This window comes from Mycoplasma corogypsi (genome assembly GCF_045276875.1).
In the GTDB taxonomy this organism is placed as follows: domain Bacteria; phylum Bacillota_I; class Bacilli_A; order Mycoplasmatales; family Metamycoplasmataceae; genus Mycoplasmopsis; species Mycoplasmopsis corogypsi.
The window spans coordinates 709,065-731,990 of the sequence record NZ_CP174163.1 but is presented as its reverse complement, the minus strand read 5'-3'; the positions used below and the strand labels follow the sequence as shown (position 1 = coordinate 731,990).

The window sequence follows — 22,926 nt, the reverse complement described above, 5'->3', positions numbered from 1 at the left end:
ATGAAACAAAACACTACATCTAAAAAGGCAACCTTAAAACAGGTTTATGATACTTTAAAAATTCAAAATAGCTATTTAGATAACACTTCTGCACCAATTGTTGCAAAAAGAAGAAAAAAAGCTATAGCTAACTTTAGTATTTCGTTTTTACTAACTTTGACTTACACGCTTTTTGTGTTTTTGGATGCTTTTAGTATTGTAGATCATAGTTCTTTTAAATGAATTGTGCATTTTACAACTTCATTAGCTTTTGGTTTTGCTAACTTCATTATTATTTTCTTTTTATGATCATATATAGTGCTTTTAGGTTTTAACTTACGAATGTATAACAGAACTTATAAATACTTCAAGCGTCATAAACAAGTGCCATTCAGTTTCATTGTGTCAAAAGTTAGAAAACTATTAATTTGACACTTTATAGCTGCAATTTGCTTGGCTTATAGTGTTTATTTTATTATGGAATCAGGCATCAAATGGCTTGAGTATCAAAATTGAGAGAAAGTTTTCGAATTCGGTTTTGTACAAAAATATCTTCGCGAAAAAGTCAAAACCTTAAAACAAATGGGGTATATCATAGAATTCTTACTAGGTGCTTTAACCGTTGTTTTTACCTATCCGTTTATACCTTTAGCACTGGCATTTAGTATTATTGTGTTCAGTCCACTTATTTTTAAAGCTAAAAAGAAAGAAGTTTTAAGAAACAAATTTTACAAAAAGAAAACTACTTATGAACTTAGATATGAAGTTAAACAAGGTAAAAGTTTTTACCTAAAAAGTGAATTAATTATTTGATATTATGACTTTTTAGAACAAGCTGCAAAACATTATAATTTAACTCGTTCATTCCAAATAGATAGCTATAAAAAGTTTGTTAAACTACTTTATCAACACTTATTAGTTAAAGATTTGGACGCAATTTTAGCAAAATTAAATAAAACAGAAGCAACCGTTCAGCTTCAAGAAACAGTAACTCCTAAAGTTGAAGAAGTTGAACAAGTTTTACCAAATGAGCCTGAAAAATCAGAAACTACGGCTCAAGAAGTTTTAGACAATAGATCTACTATGACATTAATTGAAGATGTTGACTTAAATGAAATGAATTCAATTTATGTAGCATCTAATGACTTTATGCCGCCAAAACAAAAGTTTGCTCATAAAGAAGAACCACAAGTTGATAACTCTCAATATTTTGAGGATTTTACAGTTCAAACTTTTGGTGAAGATGTCACAGTCCAAACCACACAAGTTGAATTACCTGTTGATGAATCTGAACTTCCTAATAAAAAACAACAAAATACTATTGAAACAATTTTAAGTTTAGATAACTATAGTATGTATGATAGTTTAGATAATGTAAAAACTGGTGAAGTGATTAATTTAGTTAAAACTGCTGACGAAAAAGATGAAATTGATTTATTGTTTGAAAATAATGCCGGAATGTCTAATTTAGGTATTAATGAAGACAAAAAACAAAATAACAAAAAACAAAATAAAACAATATGGTGGTAAAATGCAAGAATTAAAATGAGAAAAAGCCGAAAAAATTATTGAACAAATGCACAGTGATCAATTAATTTTTCTAGTGTTTACAACTAAATGATGTGGTGATTGTAAGATGATGAAACCAATCTTAAATCAAGTTTATGAAAAATATAAAAACAATAAACAAATAACATTTATGGAAGTAGATGCTGAAGAATCGCAAATGTTTAGAAATCCAAATACTAAATATCAAGTTTTAAGAGTACCTACAATGTTATTTATTAAAGAAGGTCAAATTATTGAAAAAGGTTACGAATATATTCCTGAAGAAGTTTTAAGTAACTGAATCGAAAAACAATTATCTTAGTAATAAAGTTAAAAAGAACCCAAATTGAAGCTTTTGGGTTCTTTTTTTTATATCTTTTTACTTGCTTAAAAACGACAGTTATAAGCTGCTATAATATATTGTAAAAATTCGTTTGTTTTTCTAAAAAATACATATATAATTAATAGCGTAGCCAACTCGATACACCGAGAAGAGTTGTTAGTAAATTGGCTATAAAAAAATTACTCAAAAATATTATATTTTTCGGTTTTGAAAAAATATAAATTACTCTATAATTGTAAAGCTACAATAGCTATGATCTATAAGGTTGCTACAGTGCAATGCGTTGTCGAGTACACTGTAGGTTTTTGTAGGGAGTTATGTTCAGCAAAGAACAAAGGAGACAACAATGTCAAAATTAAACATCAAAGTTAAGGGATTTGACCACGCTTTAGTTGATGAAGCTGCTGAAAAAGTTCATTTACTAGCTAAAGAAACTAAAACAAAAGTAAGTGGACCTGTTCCATTACCTACAAAGATGGAAGAAATTACAATTCTTAGATCAGTTCACGTTAATAAAACATCACGTGAACAGTTCGAAAGTAGAACACACCAAAGATTAGTTGTTCTAACTAACCCATCTGCAGAGGTGCAAGACAAACTAAAAAGACTTGAATTACCAGCAGGTGTTGAAATTCAAGTTAAAGTTAAATAAAACCAATTTAAGGAGTAAATATGAAAGGAATCTTAGGACGTAAAGTTGGTATGACTCAAATTTACACCGAAACAGGATTAAGTGTTCCTGTGACTGTAATAGAAGTACAACCAAATGTTGTGTCAAAAGTGTTAACAGCTGACAAAAACGGTTACGTTGCAACTCAACTTGCTGTATTTGATAAAAAAGCAAACAGAATCAACAAACCTGAAGCTGGACACTTCAAAAAAGCAAACACAACACCTAAGCGCTTCGTAAAAGAAGTTCGTAATATGTCAGGTTTCGAACTTGGACAAGAAGTTAAAGCTGACATTTTCCAAGCTGGAGAACTAGTAGATATTACTGGTATTTCAAAAGGTAAAGGGTTCGCTGGAACAATTAAAAGACACAACCAACACATCGGACCTAAATCACACGGTGGAGGGGGAGGTTCTCAACCTGTTCGTCAAACCGGATCACTTGGAGATATTTCAGGTAACAGAGTTGTTAAAGGTATGACAATGCCTGGACACTTAGGACATGTTAAAACAACAGTTCAAAACTTAGAAATTGTTAAAGTTGACGCTCAAAACAACTTACTTTTAGTTAAAGGATCAATTCCAGGAGCTAAAAAATCTTATGTAATGGTTAAACAAGCTGTTAAAGGATTACCAAGCCACACAGCTATCAAACTAGTTGACGTTGAAGAAGTTATTTTAATGAATGAATTAGTTGAAAAAGCTAAAAAATACAACGTTGAAGTTACAGTAGGAATGCACTCATCTGAATTAAAACAATTAATCGAAGCTGCCGAAGCTCAAGCTGAAGGGAATAAATAATGGCTAAAGCAAATAAAGCAAACGTAAACATCGTTAATGAAAAAGTTGCTAAAACAGTAGAATTTAAAGCTAAATTACCAGCAAGTTTATTTGCTAGTGAAAAAATCTACGAACAAGCTATTTTCGATACTATTATTTCAGATAGAGCATCAAGACGTCAAGGAACTCACAAAGTTAAAAACCGTGCTGAAGTTTCAGGGACAGGTAAAAAACCTTGAAAACAAAAAGGTACAGGTAGAGCACGTGCTGGATCACTTAGATCACCAGTATTCGTAGGTGGTGGTAGAGCTTTTGGGCCTAAACCAAACAGAAACTACACATTAAAAGTTAACAAAAAAGTTAGATACGCTGCATTTGTTTCAGCTTTAACAATGCTAGCAGAAGCTAAAGCAGTTGCAGTTGAAGACTTTAAATTAGCTAAACCTTCTACAAAAGAACTAGTTGAATCATTAACAAAATTAAATGTTATGGATTTGAAAAGAGTTTTAGTGGTAACTGAAGACGTAAATGTATTTTTATCAGCTAGAAACTTAAAAAACGTTACAACTACTAAAGCAAATTCATTAAGCGTTGAACAATTATTAGGAGCTGACGTAATGATTTTATCAAGCGAAAGCTTAAAACTTATTGAAGGGAGAGCTAAATAATGGAATTAACAAATGTTATTAAAGCACCTATTTTAACTGAGAAAACTGATACACAAAGAACAAAAGGTGTATTCACATTTAAAGTAGATTACCACGCTTCAAAATTTCAAATTAAAAACGCTGTTGAAACAATCTTTAAAGTTAAAGTTACAAAAGTAAACACAATTAAAGTTGAAAAACAACCAAAAAGAGTTGGAAGATTTAATGGATTTACTAACCGTTACAAAAAAGCTATGATTTGAGTTTCAAAAGACTCAGTAATGAACTACTTACCTGAAGATGAAGCACAAAAAGCAGAAGAAGTAACAAAAGCAACAACAAAAGCTGCTAAAGCTGCAAAAGCAACAGATGTTGAAGCTAAAGTTGCTGCTAAATTAGCTAAAAAACCAGCTGCTGCTAAAGCTCCAAAAACTGCTTCAAAAACTACAGCAACTAAAGCTGCTAAAGCACCAGTTAAAAAAACAACAACAAAACGTAAAGTTGGTGGTGAATAATAACCAGCTTTAAAACTTGTACTTATACACTTAATACATTTTTTATACACACTTTTATACATTTAGTTATTACGTAATCATAATGCGGTAAATTTGTATATATACTTGCTTAAAAGATAACACCGCAACTATTTTTAAGCAAAAGGAGAAAAAAGACAATGGCAATTAAACATTATAAGCCAACTACAAACGGTCGTAGAAATATGTCTTCTCTTGATTACAGACACAATTTATCAGGTCACAAACCAACAAAATCTCTTTTAGTAAATTTAAGAAATAATGCTGGTAGAAACAACCAAGGTAAAATTACTGTTAGACATCACGGAGGACGTGTAAAAAGATTCTACAGATTAGTAGACTTCAAACGTAATAAAGACAACATTCCTGCTGTAGTTAAAACAATCGAATACGATCCAAACAGATCAGCAAACATTTGTTTATTAGCGTATGCAGATGGAGAAAAAAGATACATATTAGCTCCTAAAGGAATTGAATTAGGACAAGTTGTTATTTCAGGAACAGAAAATGTTGATATTAAAGTAGGTAACTCATTACCATTAACTAACATTCCTGAAGGTACATTCATTCACAACATTGAAATGCAACCTGGAGGTGGAGGTATCATAGCACGTAGTGCTGGTACATCTGCTCAAATCTTAGGTAAAGACGATGACGGAAAATACGTAGTGTTAAAACTAAAATCAGGTGAAACACGTCGTATCTTAGCACGTTGCCGTGCAACAATCGGAGTTGTAGGTAACGAAGAACATTTACTTGTTAACGTTGGTAAAGCTGGAATTAACAGACATAAAGGAATCAGACCTACAGTTCGTGGTTCAGTTATGAACCCTGTAGACCACCCACATGGAGGAGGGGAAGGTAAACAACCAATCGGTCGTAAAGCCCCACTTACTCCATGAGGTAAAAAAGCTCTTGGTGTTAAAACAAGAAAAACTAAAAAATCTTCAAATAAACTTATTTTAAGAAGAAGAAAGGACGCTAAATAATGGCACGTAGTCTTAAAAAAGGTCCATTCGTAGACGATCACTTAATGAAAAAAGTTGAGGTTATGTTAGAAATTAAATCTAAAAAACCTATCAAAACTTGATCAAGACGTTCAACAATTTTCCCAGAATTTGTTGGATTAACATTTGCAGTACACAACGGAAACAAATTTATCGAAGTTTACGTAACTGATGATATGGTTGGACACAAATTAGGAGAATTTGCACCTACTAGAACATATACAGGTCATGGTGCAGATAAAGGGAAGAAAAAATAATGGCTCAACAAGCAGTCGCACACGTAAAACTTCAAAGAGTTAGTGTTAAAAAAGCTAAACTTGTAGCAGCTTTATTTAGAGGAAAAGATGTTAGTGTAGCATTAGGTATCCTACACAATACATCTAAAAAATCGGCTCCAATTTTTATCCAATTACTTAAATCAGCTATTGCAAATGCAACTAACAATCACGGAATGGATGCGTCAAAATTATTTGTTAAAACAGTTTATGTAAATGAAGGTCCAACACTAAAAAGATTCCAACCAAGAAGTCAAGGTAGAGCTTACTCAATTTTAAAAAGAACATCTAATTTATCAATCGTATTAGAGGAGAGAAACTAATGGGTCAAAAAGTTAATCCAAATGGATTCCGTTATGGAATTTCAAAACCACACAACTCAGTGTGATACGCAGAAAAAGAAAACTTTGGTACATATTTAGTAGAAGATGCTAAAATCTACAAATTTTTCGATAAATTAGTTCGTCAATACCAAATTGGTAAAGTACAAGTAAAACGTTCACAAGCAAACAAAATTACAGTTATCGTTCACACAGCTAAACCAGCTGCAATGTTAGGTAGTGAAGGTAAAAACATTCAAGAACTAACAACAAAATTACAAAAACACTTAAAAAATAGAAAAGCACACATTAATGTCCAAGTTGTAGAACTTGCGACTTCAGAATTAAACGCAACATTATTATCAGACATGATTGCTGCTAAATTAGAAAACCGTGAAAGCTTCCGTTCAGCTCAAAAAGCTGCAATGAGAATGGCTATGCGTGCTGGAGCTAAAGGTATTAAAACTGAAGTTTCAGGGCGTCTAAACGGTGTTGATATGGCTAGAAGTGAAGGTTATTCAGAAGGTGAAATGAAACTTCACACATTAAGACAAAACGTAGACTATGCAACAGCAACAGCGAGAACAACATACGGTGCTATCGGTGTTAAAGTTTGAGTATCATTAGGTGAAATTTTGGAAGGAGAAAAACAACATGCTTCAACCAAAAAGAACTAAATATAGAAAACCATTTTTAGTAAAACACGACAAACGTAAAGCTACAAAAGGAAACACAGTTTCATTTGGTGAATACGGATTACAAGCTTCTTCATCAGCATTAGTTACAGCTCGTCAAATTGAATCAGCTCGTATCGCTGCTACACGTAGAATGGGTCGTGAAGGGCAAGTTATTATTAGAATTTTCCCTCACTTTGCTAAAACTAGTAAACCAATTGGTGTTCGTATGGGATCAGGGAAAGGAACACCTGAATTATGATACACACCAGTTAAAGTTAACACAATGATGTTCGAAGTTGCCGGAGTTCCAGAAGACATCGCTCGTGATGCTCTACGTTTAGCTGGGCACAAATTACCTGTAACATGAAAAATCGTTAAAAGAGAAGGAGATAAATAATTATGGCACAATACAAAGAACTACAAGCTAAATCTGTTGAAGAATTAAAGCAATTAGTTAGTGATTTAAAAGCTGAATTATTTACTTTAAGATACAGAAACGTAACAGGTGATTTAAAAGAAACACACAAAATTTCAGTTATTAGAAAAGACATTGCTAGAGCACTTACAGCTTTAAGTGAAAAAGGAGCAAAATAGTTATGGAAAGAAATACAAGAAAAACCCTTGTTGGAACTGTTGTTTCAGCAGGGAAGTCACTAAAAACTATTATTGTTGCTGTTGATACATACAAAAAAGATCCAAAATACTCAAAACGTTTCAAATCAACCAAACGTTTCGCTGTTCATGATGAAGAACATGTTGCTAAATTAGGTGACATCGTTGTTATTATGGAAACTAGACCACTTTCAAAAACAAAACGTTTCAGACTTGTTTCAGTAAAACAAACTGCAATTCAAGGAGTAAACTAATATGTTATTAGAACTTTCAAGAGCAAATGTAGCTGATAACTCAGGTGCAAAAGAAGTTGGAATTATTCGTATTTTAGGTGGATCTAAAAAGAAAACAGCAAACATTGGTGATATTGTAGTATGTTCAGTTAAAAAATCTATGCCAGATGGTGTAGTTAAAGAGCATGCAGTAGTAAAAGCGGTTGTAGTTCGTTCACACTACGGAATTCACCGTGATAATGGATCATACATTCGTTTTGATGACAATGCAGTAGTAATTATTAAAGATGATTTAACTCCACGTGGAACTCGTGTTTTCGGACCAGTAGCTCGTGAGCTACGTGAAAAATTCCCAAAAATCGTTTCATTAGCACCAGAAGTTTTATAATCAACCTACTTATATTAAGCGCTTATTAAATAGGAGAAAATATGAAATTGAAGAAAAACGACGAAGTTATCGTTATCGCTGGAAAAGAAAAAGGGAAAATTGGAACTATTGAAAAAGTTCTAGCTAAAGAAAACAGAGTTATCATCAAAGGTTTAAACATTGTTACAAAACACAACAAACCAACACAACAAAACCATGACGGTTCTATAACTGAAATCGAAGCACCTATTCATGCTTCAAATGTTGCTTATTTAGTTAAAAAAGCAACAAAAACTGCTTCAGCAACTTATTCAAAACTTGGATACACAACTAACAAAGATGGAAAAAAAGTAAGAGTTGTAAGAAAAACTAAGAAGGAAATCTAATTATGTTAAAAAACTTATATAAAGAAAAAGTAGTACCTGCCTTAAAAGAACAATACAACTACTCTTCAATCATGCAAGTTCCAAGAATTGAAAAAATCGTCTTAAACATGACAGCTGGAAAAGAAGTTTCTAACTCAAAAGCAGTAGAAGAAGTTTTACAAGAATTAACACTTATTTCATCTCAAAAACCATATCAAACAAGAGCTAAAAAATCAAACGCATCATGAAAATTACGTGAAGGAATGCCTATGGGTGGAAAAGTTACTTTACGTAGAGAAAGAATGTGAGATTTTCTAGAAAAATTAATTAATGTTGCAATGCCTCGTATTCGTGACTTTAGAGGTGCTAACCCTAAAGCATTTGATGGTAGAGGAAACTGTGCTATCGGTATCAAAGAAGAAATCATCTTCCCAGAAATCGAATTTGACAAAATTCGTCGTATTAAAGGACTTGACGTCCTAATCGTAACAACTGCTCAATCTGATCAAGAAGCCAAATCATTATTAGAATTACTTGGTGTACCATTCGAGAAAAAAGGAGCTAAATAATGGCTAGAAAAGCATTAATCGAAAAAGCTAAACGTCACCCTAAGTTCTCAACACGTGCTTACACAAGATGTGAACTATGTGGAAGACCTCATTCAGTTTTAAGAAAATATAAAGTATGTCGTATCTGTTTTAGAAATCTTGCTCACGAAGGTAAGATTCCAGGTGTGAAGAAAGCGAGTTGATAATTATGTTTATTACAGATCCAATTTCAGATTTAATTGTTAGAATTAAAAACGCTAACGCTAGAAAACACAAAACTGTATCAATTCCATATTCAGCTAAAAAAGAAGCTATTGTTAAGCTAATCGAAGAACAAGGTTACATCAACTCATACGAAGTAAAAGGTGAAGGCGTAAATAAAGAAATCGTTGTTACATTAAAATACAAGAAAAACCAATCAGCAATCGTTGGTATTAAAAGAGTTTCAAAACCAGGACTTAGAGTTTATGTTAAATCTGATGAAATTCCATCAGTATTATCAGGTTATGGAACAGTAATTATCTCTACATCAAAAGGATTAATGACAGGAAATGAAGCTAGAAAGGCAAATGTTGGTGGTGAAATTATTGCCTTCATTTGATAGGTAACTTAAATGTCTCGTGTAGGAAATAGAATTTTAAGCATTCCTCAAGGAACAACAGTTGTTGTTGAAGGAACAAAAGTTACAGTTTCAGGTAAATTAGGTAAACTTGAAAGAGTTTTCAGTCCATTAATCAAAATTGAAGTAGCTGACAACACAGTTAGAACATACCGTAGTAATGAAGAAAAACACACAAAACAATTACACGGTACAACAAACTCACACATTGGAAACATGATTAAAGGTGTTTCTGAAGGTTACAAAGTTGAATTAGAAATTAAAGGGGTTGGATATAAAGCAACTCTTAAAGGTGAAGAACTAGAAATTTTAGCTGGTTATTCACATCCATTTGTGCTAAAAGTTCCACAAGGAATTACAGTTAAAGTTGGTAAACCAACTGAAGTTGAAGTTTCAGGTATTGATAAACAAGACGTAAACCACTTCGCAGCAGTAGTTAGAGAAGTTAGAAAACCTAGTGTATACTCAGGTAAAGGTATTAGCTACAAAGGTAAACAAATTAGACGTAAAGAAGGGAAAACAGCTTCTAAATAGTTTTGAGGCTGTAGGTAGAAAAATATGGCAAAATTATCACGTAATCAAGCTAGAAAAGTTAAACACGTTCGTTCACGTCAAAACATCGTTGGTACAGCTAACAAACCACGTTTAAATGTTTTCAAATCACACCAAAACTTTTACGCACAATTAATCGATGACTCTAAAGGTATTACTTTAGCAAGTGTTTCTACTTTAAAATCATCAACATACGGTGGAAACGTTGCAGCTGCTAAAGAATTAGGTTTAGAAATGGGTGAAAAAATTTCTAAATTAGGTATTCAAGAAGTAGTATTTGATCGTGGTGGATACATTTACCATGGTCGTGTTAAAGCATTTGCTGATTCAGTAAGAGAAAAAGGAGTTAAATTCTAATATGGAAAAAGAAACTAAAAAAGTTGAACAAGCAGGAACTCAAGAAGTTGCAGCTAAAAGAGCTCCTAAACGTGAAGTAAAAGATGGACAACCATCAGAAAAACGTCAATTTGTAAGAAAACCACGTCGTCCTAAAGTTGAATCTGAATTTACTGAAAAAGTTGTTGATATTGCACGTGTTACTAAAGTTGTTAAAGGTGGACGTAGATTCAGCTTTTCAGCCTTTGTTGTAGTAGGAAACAAAAAAGGATTAGTTGGATTTGGACACGGAAAAGCAAACGAAGTTCCAGATGCAATTAAAAAAGCTATTAAAGATGCACAAAACAACCTTGTTTCAGTTCCAGTTGTTAAAGGAACAATTCCTCACGAAATTAAAGCTAAATTCTTAGCATCTAGAGTTATGTTAAAACCAGCTCCTGAAGGAAAAGGGCTTATTGCTTCAGGTACAGTACGTGCTGTTGTTGAACTTGCAGGTTACACAGATATCGTTACAAAAACATATGGTTCACGTAGCAAAGCTAACACAGTTAAAGCTACACTAAAAGCTTTACAATCTTTAAGAACAGTAGAACAAATTCTATTCATTAGAGACAAAAAAGCTGAGGAGTTAAAATAATGGCTAGAATTAGATTACACGAATTAAGCTTTACAGAAGGTTCAAGACCAGAAAAACACCGTAAAGGTCGTGGTCACGCAGCAGGAAAAGGAAAACAAGCAGGTAAAGGTCAATCAGGACAAAATAAACGTTCAGGACACAGATTAGGATTCGAAGGGGGTCAAACACCATGATTCCGTCGTATCGGAAAACGTGGATTTACAAACGTTAACCACATTGAATTCCAAGTTGTGAATTTATCACAATTACAAAACTCATACCAAGCAAATGAAGAAGTTACTATTGAATCACTTTTTGCTAAAGGATTAGTAAAAAGAACATTACCTATCAAAGTTTTAGGTAATGGTGCAGAATCATTTAATAAACCATTAGTAGTTAGAGTTCACAAAATCAGTGAAGTAGCAGAAGCTGCTATCTTAAAAGCTGGTGGAAAAGTTGAAGCTTTATAATAACCAAATTTCAATTCAATAATTTCAAAATTAAAACACTATAACGCATCATGTTATAGTGTTTTTTATATTACATTTAAGCCTTAAATGGACCAATTTTAACGGTTTTATCAATAGTAATTAAACTAGTTAAATTAATCTTAAAATCAATTTGTAGTGTTTTATCTTGGTCTAATTTTGTTATTTGAATATCACTAATTGTAAATGGATAGTTATCTTTTAATGGAGATACTTGTTTTTCATCTACATCATTTCATCTAGTGTTTTCAAGGTTTTGGTACTTAAATCCTACTTTGATGTATGTTTCTTGACGCATTATTTTAGCTATTTCACTCATTGAATTTTGGAAATTAAAATAATGCATCATTAAATCACTTAAACTTAAATCATTTATATCACTAATAGCTAAATATTCATCAACTACATTTTGAAACATATTAAAGCTTTCTTGATCAAAGCGGATTGTTTCATATAATTTTTCTACTAATTTATTATTAATATCTTGATAAATAGGGATAAATTGAGTTTCTAACTCTTGTAATTTATTAAATGTAACATTATCATTAATTACACCAAACCACATTGTTTTTTGGTCTGAATCGCTCATACTTACCACAGCATCTCTCACACTTTTTTCAAGCGTATCTGCTTGTTTTATTTTATCAGCTAAATTTTGCACAATTAAGTTAGCTTCATTGCTTAAGACCTGGAAACTTGCTGGTTTAGTGTTATTTGCATTTAAAGCAGTATTTATTTTAGCTAAAATACTATTTAAGTTTTCTAATATTAAGTCATAAAAGGATTTTTGTAAAACTGCTATTTGAGTTTCTAAAGATTTAGATATATTTTCCAATTCCCTGATTAGATAGTTTCTTTTGTCAACTTGTAGCTCTATTTCATGGTATAGTTTTTTTAATTCATCTAAATTTTGTACTTTACCATAACGCTTTTTATATTCAACGCTTTTGTCAAGTAATTCAAGGTTATTTTGAATATAACTCTCCATATTCGACTTAAATTGTGCTTCATTTTTTTGGTAAATATAGGGAGTGGCTACAGCTAGCGAAATTGGTACAGAAATAATGGTTAAAAACCCTAATGGTACAAAAAATCTTCTTAGTTTCATAAAATCCTCATTTAATATTAAAATTATACTATTTTTTAATAAAGCTTTATTTTACTTTTAAGCCCTAATAATCAGCAAATAAGTGTAATTTTAAGCTCTAAACTGATCTATTAAAATTTTTAATCAAAATAACTCATAATTTTCTTGTTATAAACAAAATCTATGGTAAAATATTAACACTAAACAAGTTAGAAATAAACAATAAAAAATATTTTATTTTTTATTTGAAAATTAATTAATTTAGTATATAATTATAAAGCAAACAAATCGCCCAGGTGGTGGAATGGTAGACACAAGGGACTTAAAATCCCTCGGTAGCAATACCGTGCTGGTTCAAGTCCAGTTCTGGGCACCATGATGTGCGTCCTTAGCTCAGCAGGTAGAGCAAATGGCTTTTAACCATTGGGTCAGAGGTTCGAATCCTCTAGGACGTACCATTTCAAGAAATTGACCAAAAACTGAGAAACCTCAGTTTTTTTTATTTTATTTTTTTACAGTATTAATAAAAATTTAAATTTTGCTTAACCAAACAAGTAGTTTATTAGATAATTAAAGTATGCGAAGATCACATTGAAAAATTTCAAAAGAGAAAACTCGAAATGGTGATATCTTATGTGTTCTTTATCACTATCCTGAAAGAAATACATCGAGGAAGGTTGTTTTAGGATATTTACACGAGTTTTTGCCGTTTCATCAAAGTGAACAGAATATATTACACAAAATCAACTGGGCAATGCTCTATATAGGTCAAAATAAGTGTCGTTATACTGTTAAACATAAATTATGAAGTGAGCTAAAATCAAATCAATGAATACCACCAGTTTTTAAAACTATTTATTATGGATTTGAATTATTTGAAAAATTGCTTAAGAAAACAGGTTTATTTAATCATTGAGAAAGCAATAACAAACATAATCTAGCATGAGCTTTTAGCTATTTTGTTAAGCACAGTGCGATTGATCCGATGAACAATCTAGATATTATTAAACCTGGAACTGTGCTGGCAAAACTTAATAAATTTCATGATTCACTTGATTATTTAAGCGCTAATTATGAACAAGAATTAGACTCTTTATATAAGAGAATGCATGCATATTACCAAAATGATTGAAGCTTTGTTTATATCAATTGATGTTCATTTAATCTTGATGATGAAAATTTAGAAAATGAATGTACCAAAGTGTGATTTATAGTAGCAAGTGATGAAAATGGTTATCCACTCTTTTATCAAGCTTACCAAGAACGAAAATTTAGCTCAAAAGTTTTTATTTCATTTGTTGAATCTTTAGCTCACAAATTTCCGCTTAAATCTTTAGTATTTAAAAACCATAAACATCTTAATATTGATGATATTAAGCAATATTTAAGCAACAGAAACTTGCATTATGCCATAATTGAAGAAAATAGTACCAAACACACAACTTTTTCAAAAGCTACTATTTCTGAACCTAAATCAGCTTTTGAATTTATCAGACGCAATAGATACTTAATGAAAGAATTACATAAAAACTTTAATGTAAAAAGAAAGTATCATTACAGAGACTTTAAGCATTGATATAAAGCGAAATTCAGTTCACAAAACACTGAAGCTTTAGATACAAAACAAGCTGAAAAAAATGTATTTTTAGACTATGTTTTCGATAATAGAAGTTACGATGAACTATTAGCCATGGACAGCGAATATACTCGTATAGTTTCAATTAGTATGAAAAATCAAGCTTTTTATTTAAAAGAAACTGCTAATATTCATTATGATACTAACATTGATTATGTACAAAGTAGTACCTTAGACAAATATATTCGTAAGTACTTTGATTCTGAAGAAAATATGCATTGTATTTCAAAATATCTCAATACAAAATTATCATTTGAGTTATTTAACAATAATTATGATGGATATTTTGCAATGATCACCTTAATAATTATGGCATTTATATATTTAAGCGACCAAATCAATGGACACTTAAGGTTAGAAGGTATTCATGTGATGAATTCAATAAAATTTTTAGCATTATAGCTAATGTTAAAAGGTTTGCGCATATTGAAAATAAAACAGTTATTAAGGTGTTTGATCACATTAGTGATGAAAACCAAATCTCGTGAGATGACTTTTATAAAATGCAAGATACAGCTGTTGCTCTAGGTATTGTACAAAATCCAGTTAAGCATTTAGATCTAATGGAGCTGCAAGAAAAACTTCAGGAAGAGATTGATAATTCATAGCTATTAACGCTTATAAACTTATAAGCGTTTTTAATTTAAAACAAAAAGCACATTCTCTAAAATAGAATGTGCTTATATAATAATTAATTGCATTTTTATAAAATGATTTACAAATTATAAAAATGCAATTAATGTTAAATGGTGCGCGAAGAGGGACTTGAACCCTCATGCCGTAAAGCACTAGAGCCTAAATCTAGCGTGTCTGCCAATTTCACCATCCGCGCATGTTATTTTGGTGCCGTCTATAGGACTCGAACCTACGACCTACTGATTACAAGTCAGTTGCTCTACCAACTGAGCTAAGACGGCGTGGTGGAAGATGAGGGGCTCGAACCCACGACCTCCGCCTTGTAAGGGTGATGCTCTCCCAAAACTGAGCTAATCTTCCGATAAAATGGCAGTCTGTACGGGGATCGAACCCGTGCGTGCATGGATGAAAACCATGTGTGTTAACCGCTTCACCAACAGACCATTAAATAAAAATGGTAAAAAAAATATTCTTATTAGGAATTTGGTGCCGTCTATAGGACTCGAACCTACGACCTACTGATTACAAGTCAGTTGCTCTACCAACTGAGCTAAGACGGCATGGTGGAAGATGAGGGGCTCGAACCCACGACCTCCGCCTTGTAAGGGCGATGCTCTCCCAACTGAGCTAATCTTCCGATAAAATGGCAGTCTGTACGGGGATCGAACCCGTGCGTGCATGGATGAAAACCATGTGTGTTAACCGCTTCACCAACAGACCATAATGGCGCCGATTATTGGGATTGAACCAACGACCAACTGGTTAACAGCCAGCTGCTCTACCGCTGAGCTAAATCGGCATATAATATTTATTTGTTTGTTTGCTTTATTATTATACATAAAAAATAAAAATTAAGAAATTTATTTTTATTTTTTTATTTACCAAGCCAACTCGACAAATAAATGTTTTTTGCTTATATAAAATTATTTGTTTAGAATAAAGCATTTTGGTAAATGCAAGATAATTATACATTAAGGAATTTAAAAGCAAAATTAATTATCTAAATTTTTTGTTTTTATGTTTTTACTATTCACTGCCTCTTTTAAAATATAGTAGCAATTACCTAATTTGGTCAATCAAGCTATAATTATTATATCTCAAGGAGCATATGCATCAATCAAGTGAGAAAGAAACAAAACAGAAGTCAAAATTAAGAGTTCATGCAGTTGATTTAACTATTTATCAAGTTAACGATTCTAATGTTTTAAGTACAATGAGCTCAAGAAACACAGATGCTATCATTGTGCTTTATAAATTCACTAATGAATATCAAAATAAGTTAATAATTTTAGATAAAGATGGAAAGTTTCCTATACTAATTAATTATATTTTTGAGTTTAGATTTATGTTTTATAAGTTATTTGTAGAACAATTTAATAAGCGTAATTTAAAAATATTATCAAAAAATTATAGTGAGTTAAATGAACCGAATAATTATTTATATTTTAATATTATTGACCCAAGCAAAAGAGCTAAATACCCCAATATAATTTATAATATTCCATTCGAATATCAGCATAATTTAGGAAGAAAAGATAAAAATGAGCGATTAATAAATATTTATTTTGATATTTCATACTATCGACCAACTTTTGTTTTAGAATTTAACAAAATTAATTACACTGACAGTAAATTTAAAAAAGATTTAAGCACTATTTTAGATTTTTTCACCAAACGAGGTTATAAAGATTGTTTGGTTACTGATGTGTTTAAGATTTTGTACCAAAGAGAAAATAATTTTACCACTAAGAAAACTGAATTAGTGTTACTTTACATTTGATACTTTTTTATGCATAATCGCAAGAATAAAGGTGAAATTAATGTAACAACTAAATTACTTTGTTGTTTAGTTTTAAGAGATATAGTAGGTGATAGTTATTTTGAAAATTTAATATTTAATATGTATACCATTAGAAACCCAAAAGTATCAAATATTAAAATTGATCGAATATTTGACGAACTTGTGACTGATTTAGCAACTAGTCAAATTAGAATTCCACGAAACTGATCAGTTAATATTTTTAGAATTTTTAAGTGCACTCATAATAAAAAAGCTAAAACAAATATCAAAAACATAGGCCAATTAATCATTTTTTGAAAAAAATGAATTTTTAACTGTAGTTGCCTTACTCACATTGACCAAAATTTCGAACTGTTTTACTAGGTTTTTGTTGGGAAAAATTCGAAAAAATGGTAAACTTAATGTATGTAAACAACGTAGCAAATTTATGCATTTACGTTGTTATTTAGGGAGTATTAATGACACCACATATTAGTGCTAAAAAAGATGAAATTGCTAAAACAGTTATTATGCCAGGGGACCCACTTAGAGCTAAATTTATAGCTGAAACATATTTAGATGTTGGGTTTAAATTAGTAAGCAGTGTTAGAAATATGTTTATGTATACTGGTACTTATAAAGGTAGACCAATTACAATTGCAGGTAGCGGAATGGGTTGTCCATCAATTGGAATCTACTCATATGAATTATTTAAATTTTACGATGTAGACCGTATTATTAGAATTGGTTCAGCAGGTTCATATAAAGCTGATTTAGGTTTATATGAAGTTGTTTTAGCATCTGAAGCTTATGCTTATGGTGATGCGTTTAGAAAAATTGCATTAGGTAAAGAAGGGAATATAACTTTACCAAGTAAGAAACTAAACGATGAAATTAAAAAAATAGCACATAATTTAGGTATAAAAGTTCATGAAGGTAGAGTGCATTCATCAGATGTTTTTTACTCTGTTGTTCCTTTAGAAGAAAGAATTGCTACAACAAACAGTGTTTGTGTAGAAATGGAATCATTTGCATTATTCACAAATGCAGAAGCTACTGGTAAAGAAGCAGCTTGTTTACTTACAATTAGTGATAATTTAATTACTCACGAAGAAACAAGTGCAATTGAGCGTCAACACGCTTTTACAAAAATGATGGAGATCGCTTTAGAATTAGCTAAATAAAACATGCGTGTAGTAGACATTATTGAGAAAAAAAGATTAAATAAAGAATTAAACCAAGAAGAAATCAAGTTCCTAATTGATTCATATGTTAGTGAAAAAACACCTGATTATCAAATGAGTGCCTTTTTAATGGCTGTGATGTTCAATGGTATGAGTTCAAAAGAAACAGCATACTTTACCCAGTGTATGATGCATTCTGGAGATGTGCTGAATTTATCAAGTATTCCAGGTATTAAAGTCGACAAACACTCTACTGGCGGAATTGGTGATAAGACAACTTTAGCAATTGGGCCAATTGTAGCAACTTGCGGTGCACCTGTTGCTAAAATGAGTGGTAGAGGACTAGGTCATACTGGTGGAACTATCGATAAATTAGAATCAATTCCTGGTTTTAATGTTCAGTTAAGTGAACAAGAATTTATTAATCAAGTCAAAAAGCATAAACTAGCATTAATTAGTCAAAGTTCTAAATTAGTACCAGCTGATAAAAAAATATATGCATTAAGAGATGTAACTTCAACAGTTGAATCTATTCCATTAATTGCTTCAAGTATTATGTCTAAAAAATTAGCTACTGGTGCTGATGCAATTTTATTAGATGTTAAATGTGGCAATGGTGCATTTATGAAAGATTTAGCTAGTGCTAAAGAATTAGCTAGAACAATGATTAATATCGGTAAAGAATTAAATGTTGACGTTCGTGCAGAAATTACTAATATGTCTAGACCGATTGGTCGTGAAATCGGAAATAAAAACGAAGTTTTAGAAGTTATTAGAACTTTAAATGGTGAAGGATCTAGCGATTTTGTTGAACTAATTTATTCTTCATGTGCGACTATGCTACTACAAGCAAAAATAACAGATAATTATGAACATGCCTTACAACTAGTTGATGAAGCAATTAAAAGCAAGAAGGCACTTGCTAAGTTTTATGAATTTGTTGCTTTACAAGGTGGCGATGTACAAAAACTACAAAGTCCAAGTTTCTGAACTCCAAAATATAAATTAGAAATTAAAGCAGAAGCTGATGGATATTTAGAAATTTATGACGCATTAACTTTTGGTATTGTGTCAATGAAACTGGGTGCTGGTAGATTGACAAAAGAGGAAAATATTGACTTTGATGCTGGTATTACCTTGAATAAAAAAACAAACGAACCAGTATCAAAAAACGATACCTTATTCACACTTTATTCATCTAAGGAAATTGACCCTTCTTTAGCAATAGAACTACAAAATGGTTACAAAATTAATGATCACAAAGTTAACAACCAAATTATTTTAGAAAAAATGTCTTAATTAAAGGATGATTATGAAATTTAACAATATGATTGATCATACTTACTTAAAAGCAGAAGCTACAGTTAAAGATATTGATAAATTAGTCGCAGAAGCATTAAAATATGAATTTAAAACAGTTTGTGTAAATTCATCATGAGTTAAGTATGTTAAAGAAAAATTAAAAAATTCATCAGTTGGAATTACTAGCGTAGTTGGTTTTCCTCTTGGTGCAATGATTACACAAGCTAAAGCTCATGAAGCGAAATTAGCTATTGATCATGGCGCTGATGAAATTGATATGGTTATTAACGTTGGTAAATTTAAACAAGGTGACTATGAATATGTACTAAACGATATTAAAAAAGTTAAAGAAGCATGTGGTGACCATATTTTAAAAGTTATTATTGAAACAGCTTTACTAACAAAAGATGAAATCAAAAAAGCTACTGAAATAGTAATGAAATCAGGTGCTGAATTTATTAAAACTTCTACTGGTTTTAGTTACAGAGGTGCTACATTAGAAGATATTGAAATTATGAAATCTGTTTGTGGTGACCAATTGCTAATTAAAGCTGCTGGTGGAATTTCTACAATTGATGATATGAAAAAAATGCATGATGCAGGGGCTACTAGATTTGGCACTAGCCGTTCAGTAGCCATTCTTGAAGGTAAACAATCTTCAGGAAGCTATTAAATATGTTCAATTATCAATAACCCCAAATGATAAACCAATAGATATGACAATTACAGTCATACTGTAGAACATAGTTTATTAAGAATTTAGATCTTTATTTTATAAAGCTTAAGTGCTTTATGTATTCTTGTTATCCCTCCTCATTATTTGCTTAAATGAGGAGGTTCTTTTTATATATGTATAAGTAAATTAAAAAATAATATAATAGAAATATGAAAAAAATTAAACTATTATTTATAGGTGATATTTTTGGTGAATCAGGAGTAAAAACAGTTGAAAAAATTTTACCGAAATTACAAGATGAACATCAATTTGATTTTGTAATTGCACAAGGAGAAAATGTAACAGGCCGTAAAGGACTTTCTATTTTTGACTATCATAAATTAACTAATATCGGTATTAATGCAATTACTATGGGTAATCACGTATGATTTAACGAAGAAATTTACCAGTTTATAAATGACTCTAATGTCATCCGTCCATTTAATATTGATGAAAGCTATCAAGGAGTTGGTACTAAAGTTTTTGATGTTAAAGGTATTAAATTAAGAGTTACTTCAATGATGGGTATTAGTTTTAATACTTTATTAAAACCTTGAGAACACGAATATGCTAATAACTTTTTTGATGCAATTGATCAAATCAATCAAAATGATAATTCTGACTTTCACTTTTTAGATTTTCACGCCGAAACAACGAGTGAAAAATATGTCTTTGGTTTATACTGTGATAAAAACACTTCTGTATCAGCCTTTTGTGGCACTCATACTCATGTGCAAACAAATGATGCTAAGGTATTTGAAAATGGACTATGTTATATTACTGATGCTGGAATGACTGGACCTGAAAATAGCGCAATTGGAGCAAACTATCAAGAAGTGTATGAAAAAATGAGATTTGATGCAAAAAGCAAATTTCAAGTATCAACTAACAAAACACAATTTAATGGTGTTATCATTGAACTATTTGAAGATAAAACTAGAAATAAAATTACTCCAATTAATATTGAACATATTAGTATTTAATATAAAAAGCAAACTTCACAAGAAGTTTTTATTTTAAACTTATTGCTATAAATTTACCCAATAATATTCAGACCAATTTTAAAAGCAAAATTTTTATAAAAATAGTTTGACTTTTTAAAATCATATGTATAATAAATTTACTGTTTTTGATTTAACAGATCAAAGCAAAAAATTAATTAAAAAAATATTTAAAAATTATTTTCGTTAAAAATTTTTTAATGTATAATAATTTAGCAAACCAAATTTATAAAGTTCTTTGAAAACTAGATATATACAATACATGACAGTCAATTTTTTCGAGAGTTTGATCCTGGCTCAGGATGAACGCTGGCTGTGTGCCTAATACATGCATGTCGAGCGAAGTCTTCGGACTTAGCGGCGAATGGGTGAGTAACACGTACTTAACATGCCTTTCAGATTGGGATAACGCTGAGAAATTAGCGCTAATACCGGATACTTATATTTATCGCATGATAGATATATAAAAGGGGGGTTTCCCTCACTGGAAGATTGGGGTGCGTAACATTAGCTAGTTGGTAAGGTAATGGCTTACCAAGGCGATGATGTTTAGCGGGGTTGAGAGACTGATTCGCCATACTGGGACTGAGATACGGCCCAGACTCCTACGGGAGGCAGCAGTAGGGAATTTTCCACAATGGGCGAAAGCCTGATGGAGCGACACAGCGTGCAGGAGGAAGGTCTTCGGGTTGTGAACTGCTGTTATAAGGGAAGAAAAAGTAGGTTAGGAAATGAACTTACCTTGACGGTACCTTGTCAGAAAGCAACGGCTAACTATGTGCCAGCAGCCGCGGTAATACATAGGTTGCAAGCGTTATCCGGAATTATTGGGCGTAAAGCGTCTGTAGGTTGTGTGTTAAGTCTGGCGTCAAAACTTGGGGCTCAACCCCAAATCGCGTTGGATACTGGCATACTAGAATTGTGTAGAGGTTAGCGGAATTCCTAGTGAAGCGGTGAAATGCGTAGATATTAGGAAGAACACCAACTTGGCGAAGGCAGCTAACTGGGCACATATTGACACTGAGAGACGAAAGCGTGGGGAGCAAACAGGATTAGATACCCTGGTAGTCCACGCTGTAAACGATGATGATTAGCTAATGGAATCCATTGGCGCAGCTAACGCATTAAATCATCCGCCTGAGTAGTATGCTCGCAAGAGTGAAACTTAAAGGAATTGACGGGGACTCGCACAAGCGGTGGAGCATGTGGTTTAATTTGAAGATACGCGTAGAACCTTACCCACTCTTGGCATCTTCCGCAAAACTATAGAGATATAGTGGAGGTCAACGGAATGACAGATGGTGCATGGTTGTCGTCAGCTCGTGTCGTGAGATGTTCGGTTAAGTCCTGCAACGAGCGCAACCCTTTTCCTTAGTTAGATCAATCTAGGGATACTGCCGGAGTAATCCGGAGGAAGGTGGGGACGACGTCAAATCATCATGCCTCTTACGAGTGGGGCAACACACGTGCTACAATGGACGGTACAAAGAGACGCAATACGGCGACGTGGAGCAAATCTCAAAAAACCGTTCTCAGTTCGGATTGTAGTCTGCAACTCGACTACATGAAGTCGGAATCGCTAGTAATCGTAGAATTAGCTACGCTACGGTGAATACGTTCTCGGGTCTTGTACACACCGCCCGTCACACCATGGGAGCTGGTAATGCCCGAAGTCGGTTTTGTTAACTACGGAGACAACTGCCTAAGGCAGGACTGGTGACTGGGGTGAAGTCGTAACAAGGTATCCCTACGAGAACGTGGGGATGGATTACCTCCTTTCTACGGAGTACAATAATCGTTCTTACGATGATACAACCTTAACAAGACTATTTCATATTTAATTATTTAAGCGTCATGTACAAAGTTAATAGTCCTTTGATATATCTAGTTTTGAGAGAGCTTTCTCTCTTAATGTTCTTTGAAAACTGAATAGTAAAGATATTACAACGATATCAAATTGTAAATAAATTAATAAAATGGTTAATTTGTTTTGATATTGATACCGAGTAATTATTATGTAAAAATAATAATTTATTGAAATGTCTTTGAATATACATCAACAATAGGTCAT

29 protein-coding genes, 10 tRNA genes, 1 rRNA gene and 1 pseudogene are annotated in these 22,926 nt (G+C 32.0%); 32 read left to right on the top strand and 9 right to left on the bottom strand.

Annotated elements, in window-relative coordinates; translation table 4 throughout:
• The 22 genes and pseudogenes from ACJA23_RS03135 to rplO all read left to right on the top strand — a co-directional run bounded on the left by ACJA23_RS03135 (position 1) and on the right by rplO (position 11,496).
• On the top strand, positions 1 to 1,509 hold the full coding sequence (locus ACJA23_RS03135) for a hypothetical protein (protein WP_406613905.1): 1,509 nt from the start codon (positions 1 to 3) through the stop codon (positions 1,507 to 1,509).
• A complete protein-coding gene (locus ACJA23_RS03130; protein WP_406613903.1) occupies positions 1,457 to 1,849 on the top strand; it encodes a thioredoxin family protein in 393 nt (130 codons plus the stop codon). Before ACJA23_RS03135 ends, ACJA23_RS03130 begins: the two co-directional genes overlap by 53 nt.
• 367 nt (positions 1,850 to 2,216) lie before the next feature.
• Positions 2,217 to 2,522 carry a 30S ribosomal protein S10 gene (gene rpsJ / locus ACJA23_RS03125; protein WP_406613901.1) on the top strand — a complete coding sequence of 102 codons (306 nt, stop codon included), beginning with the start codon at positions 2,217 to 2,219 and terminating at the stop codon, positions 2,520 to 2,522.
• 20 nt (positions 2,523 to 2,542) lie between these two features.
• A pseudogene (gene rplC, locus ACJA23_RS03120) lies at positions 2,543 to 3,166 on the top strand (50S ribosomal protein L3); the annotation flags it as partial.
• A 173-nt stretch (positions 3,167 to 3,339) separates the two neighbouring features.
• Entirely contained in the window at positions 3,340 to 3,987 is a 648-nt protein-coding gene (rplD, locus tag ACJA23_RS03115; RefSeq protein ID WP_406613899.1) for a 50S ribosomal protein L4, read from the top strand.
• Positions 3,987 to 4,481: a 50S ribosomal protein L23 gene (gene rplW / locus ACJA23_RS03110; protein ID WP_406613897.1), complete on the top strand. Its 495-nt coding sequence runs from the start codon at positions 3,987 to 3,989 to the stop codon at positions 4,479 to 4,481. Before rplD ends, rplW begins: the two co-directional genes overlap by 1 nt.
• A 158-nt stretch (positions 4,482 to 4,639) precedes the next feature.
• Positions 4,640 to 5,488, top strand: coding sequence for a 50S ribosomal protein L2 (gene rplB / locus ACJA23_RS03105; RefSeq protein ID WP_406613894.1), 849 nt, complete (start codon positions 4,640 to 4,642; stop codon positions 5,486 to 5,488).
• Positions 5,488 to 5,763, top strand: a complete 276-nt coding sequence (rpsS, locus tag ACJA23_RS03100) for a 30S ribosomal protein S19 (protein WP_406613892.1) — start codon at positions 5,488 to 5,490, stop codon at positions 5,761 to 5,763. The genes rplB and rpsS overlap by 1 nt, the downstream gene beginning before the upstream one ends.
• The gene (gene rplV, locus ACJA23_RS03095; RefSeq protein WP_406613890.1) at positions 5,763 to 6,104 is read left to right on the top strand and encodes a 50S ribosomal protein L22; all 342 of its coding nucleotides are present in this window, start codon (positions 5,763 to 5,765) and stop codon (positions 6,102 to 6,104) included. Before rpsS ends, rplV begins: the two co-directional genes overlap by 1 nt.
• Positions 6,104 to 6,778: a 30S ribosomal protein S3 gene (gene rpsC, locus ACJA23_RS03090; RefSeq protein ID WP_406613888.1), complete on the top strand. Its 675-nt coding sequence runs from the start codon at positions 6,104 to 6,106 to the stop codon at positions 6,776 to 6,778. The genes rplV and rpsC overlap by 1 nt, the downstream gene beginning before the upstream one ends.
• Positions 6,756 to 7,175, top strand: a complete 420-nt coding sequence (gene rplP / locus ACJA23_RS03085) for a 50S ribosomal protein L16 (protein WP_406613886.1) — start codon at positions 6,756 to 6,758, stop codon at positions 7,173 to 7,175. Before rpsC ends, rplP begins: the two co-directional genes overlap by 23 nt.
• Positions 7,176 to 7,177: 2 nt before the next feature.
• Positions 7,178 to 7,372 (top strand): 50S ribosomal protein L29, encoded by a 195-nt coding sequence (gene rpmC / locus ACJA23_RS03080; protein ID WP_406613884.1) that lies wholly within the window; start codon positions 7,178 to 7,180, stop codon positions 7,370 to 7,372.
• 2 nt (positions 7,373 to 7,374) lie between these two features.
• On the top strand, positions 7,375 to 7,644 hold the full coding sequence (gene rpsQ, locus ACJA23_RS03075; protein WP_406613882.1) for a 30S ribosomal protein S17: 270 nt from the start codon (positions 7,375 to 7,377) through the stop codon (positions 7,642 to 7,644).
• Position 7,645: 1 nt separating this feature from the next.
• Positions 7,646 to 8,011, top strand: a complete 366-nt coding sequence (gene rplN, locus ACJA23_RS03070) for a 50S ribosomal protein L14 (RefSeq protein ID WP_406613880.1) — start codon at positions 7,646 to 7,648, stop codon at positions 8,009 to 8,011.
• 41 nt (positions 8,012 to 8,052) lie between these two features.
• Positions 8,053 to 8,376, top strand: a complete 324-nt coding sequence (gene rplX, locus ACJA23_RS03065) for a 50S ribosomal protein L24 (RefSeq protein WP_406613878.1) — start codon at positions 8,053 to 8,055, stop codon at positions 8,374 to 8,376.
• 2 nt (positions 8,377 to 8,378) lie between these two features.
• Positions 8,379 to 8,924 (top strand): 50S ribosomal protein L5, encoded by a 546-nt coding sequence (gene rplE, locus ACJA23_RS03060; protein WP_406613876.1) that lies wholly within the window; start codon positions 8,379 to 8,381, stop codon positions 8,922 to 8,924.
• The gene (locus tag ACJA23_RS03055; protein WP_004795389.1) at positions 8,924 to 9,109 is read left to right on the top strand and encodes a type Z 30S ribosomal protein S14; all 186 of its coding nucleotides are present in this window, start codon (positions 8,924 to 8,926) and stop codon (positions 9,107 to 9,109) included. Before rplE ends, ACJA23_RS03055 begins: the two co-directional genes overlap by 1 nt.
• 2 nt (positions 9,110 to 9,111) lie before the next feature.
• Positions 9,112 to 9,507: a 30S ribosomal protein S8 gene (gene rpsH / locus ACJA23_RS03050; protein WP_406613873.1), complete on the top strand. Its 396-nt coding sequence runs from the start codon at positions 9,112 to 9,114 to the stop codon at positions 9,505 to 9,507.
• Between the two features lie 9 nt (positions 9,508 to 9,516).
• Positions 9,517 to 10,056 carry a 50S ribosomal protein L6 gene (gene rplF / locus ACJA23_RS03045; RefSeq protein ID WP_406613871.1) on the top strand — a complete coding sequence of 180 codons (540 nt, stop codon included), beginning with the start codon at positions 9,517 to 9,519 and terminating at the stop codon, positions 10,054 to 10,056.
• Between the two features lie 24 nt (positions 10,057 to 10,080).
• Positions 10,081 to 10,431 (top strand): 50S ribosomal protein L18, encoded by a 351-nt coding sequence (rplR, locus tag ACJA23_RS03040; RefSeq protein ID WP_406613869.1) that lies wholly within the window; start codon positions 10,081 to 10,083, stop codon positions 10,429 to 10,431.
• A 1-nt stretch (position 10,432) separates the two neighbouring features.
• Positions 10,433 to 11,047 (top strand): 30S ribosomal protein S5, encoded by a 615-nt coding sequence (gene rpsE, locus ACJA23_RS03035; RefSeq protein ID WP_406613867.1) that lies wholly within the window; start codon positions 10,433 to 10,435, stop codon positions 11,045 to 11,047.
• Between the two features lie 8 nt (positions 11,048 to 11,055).
• Positions 11,056 to 11,496 (top strand): 50S ribosomal protein L15, encoded by a 441-nt coding sequence (gene rplO / locus ACJA23_RS03030; RefSeq protein ID WP_406614761.1) that lies wholly within the window; start codon positions 11,056 to 11,058, stop codon positions 11,494 to 11,496.
• A 76-nt stretch (positions 11,497 to 11,572) separates the two neighbouring features.
• On the opposite strand, the gene ACJA23_RS03025 is transcribed toward rplO, so the two are convergent.
• The gene (locus ACJA23_RS03025; protein WP_406613865.1) at positions 11,573 to 12,622 is read right to left on the bottom strand and encodes a hypothetical protein; all 1,050 of its coding nucleotides are present in this window, start codon (positions 12,620 to 12,622) and stop codon (positions 11,573 to 11,575) included.
• Between the two features lie 269 nt (positions 12,623 to 12,891).
• Between ACJA23_RS03025 and ACJA23_RS03020 the strand changes: the two genes are divergently transcribed.
• From ACJA23_RS03020 to ACJA23_RS03005, 4 genes are all read left to right on the top strand, one after another.
• Positions 12,892 to 12,977 (top strand) — tRNA-Leu (locus ACJA23_RS03020).
• Between the two features lie 6 nt (positions 12,978 to 12,983).
• Positions 12,984 to 13,059 (top strand) — tRNA-Lys (locus ACJA23_RS03015).
• Positions 13,060 to 13,178: 119 nt separating this feature from the next.
• Complete coding sequence (locus ACJA23_RS03010) at positions 13,179 to 14,639, top strand: hypothetical protein (protein ID WP_406613863.1); 1,461 nt, start codon at positions 13,179 to 13,181, stop codon at positions 14,637 to 14,639.
• 47 nt (positions 14,640 to 14,686) lie between these two features.
• Positions 14,687 to 14,845, top strand: coding sequence for a hypothetical protein (locus tag ACJA23_RS03005; protein ID WP_406613861.1), 159 nt, complete (start codon positions 14,687 to 14,689; stop codon positions 14,843 to 14,845).
• A 139-nt stretch (positions 14,846 to 14,984) separates the two neighbouring features.
• Here ACJA23_RS03005 and ACJA23_RS03000 read toward each other — a convergent pair.
• The 8 genes from ACJA23_RS03000 to ACJA23_RS02965 all read right to left on the bottom strand — a co-directional run bounded on the left by ACJA23_RS03000 (position 14,985) and on the right by ACJA23_RS02965 (position 15,672).
• Positions 14,985 to 15,069, bottom strand: a tRNA-Leu gene (locus ACJA23_RS03000).
• A gap of 9 nt (positions 15,070 to 15,078) precedes the next feature.
• Positions 15,079 to 15,154: transfer RNA gene (locus ACJA23_RS02995), tRNA-Thr, on the bottom strand.
• Between the two features lies 1 nt (position 15,155).
• A tRNA-Val gene (locus ACJA23_RS02990) sits at positions 15,156 to 15,233 on the bottom strand.
• A 7-nt stretch (positions 15,234 to 15,240) separates the two neighbouring features.
• Positions 15,241 to 15,316: transfer RNA gene (locus tag ACJA23_RS02985), tRNA-Glu, on the bottom strand.
• Between the two features lie 41 nt (positions 15,317 to 15,357).
• Positions 15,358 to 15,433: transfer RNA gene (locus ACJA23_RS02980), tRNA-Thr, on the bottom strand.
• A gap of 1 nt (position 15,434) precedes the next feature.
• Positions 15,435 to 15,510: transfer RNA gene (locus ACJA23_RS02975), tRNA-Val, on the bottom strand.
• Between the two features lie 7 nt (positions 15,511 to 15,517).
• Positions 15,518 to 15,593 (bottom strand) — tRNA-Glu (locus tag ACJA23_RS02970).
• Positions 15,594 to 15,597: 4 nt separating this feature from the next.
• Positions 15,598 to 15,672 (bottom strand) — tRNA-Asn (locus tag ACJA23_RS02965).
• A gap of 309 nt (positions 15,673 to 15,981) precedes the next feature.
• On the opposite strand from ACJA23_RS02965, the gene ACJA23_RS02960 reads away from it, so the two are divergent.
• From ACJA23_RS02960 to ACJA23_RS02935, 6 genes are all read left to right on the top strand, one after another.
• Positions 15,982 to 17,037: a hypothetical protein gene (locus tag ACJA23_RS02960; protein ID WP_406613859.1), complete on the top strand. Its 1,056-nt coding sequence runs from the start codon at positions 15,982 to 15,984 to the stop codon at positions 17,035 to 17,037.
• Between the two features lie 95 nt (positions 17,038 to 17,132).
• Positions 17,133 to 17,837: a purine-nucleoside phosphorylase gene (gene deoD, locus ACJA23_RS02955; protein ID WP_406613857.1), complete on the top strand. Its 705-nt coding sequence runs from the start codon at positions 17,133 to 17,135 to the stop codon at positions 17,835 to 17,837.
• Between the two features lie 3 nt (positions 17,838 to 17,840).
• Positions 17,841 to 19,136, top strand: coding sequence for a thymidine phosphorylase (locus tag ACJA23_RS02950; protein WP_406613855.1), 1,296 nt, complete (start codon positions 17,841 to 17,843; stop codon positions 19,134 to 19,136).
• Between the two features lie 7 nt (positions 19,137 to 19,143).
• The gene (gene deoC / locus ACJA23_RS02945; RefSeq protein ID WP_406613853.1) at positions 19,144 to 19,812 is read left to right on the top strand and encodes a deoxyribose-phosphate aldolase; all 669 of its coding nucleotides are present in this window, start codon (positions 19,144 to 19,146) and stop codon (positions 19,810 to 19,812) included.
• Between the two features lie 212 nt (positions 19,813 to 20,024).
• On the top strand, positions 20,025 to 20,837 hold the full coding sequence (locus tag ACJA23_RS02940; protein WP_406613851.1) for a TIGR00282 family metallophosphoesterase: 813 nt from the start codon (positions 20,025 to 20,027) through the stop codon (positions 20,835 to 20,837).
• A gap of 292 nt (positions 20,838 to 21,129) precedes the next feature.
• Positions 21,130 to 22,634 (top strand): 16S ribosomal RNA (locus ACJA23_RS02935).
• Positions 22,635 to 22,926: the final 292 nt, after the last annotated feature.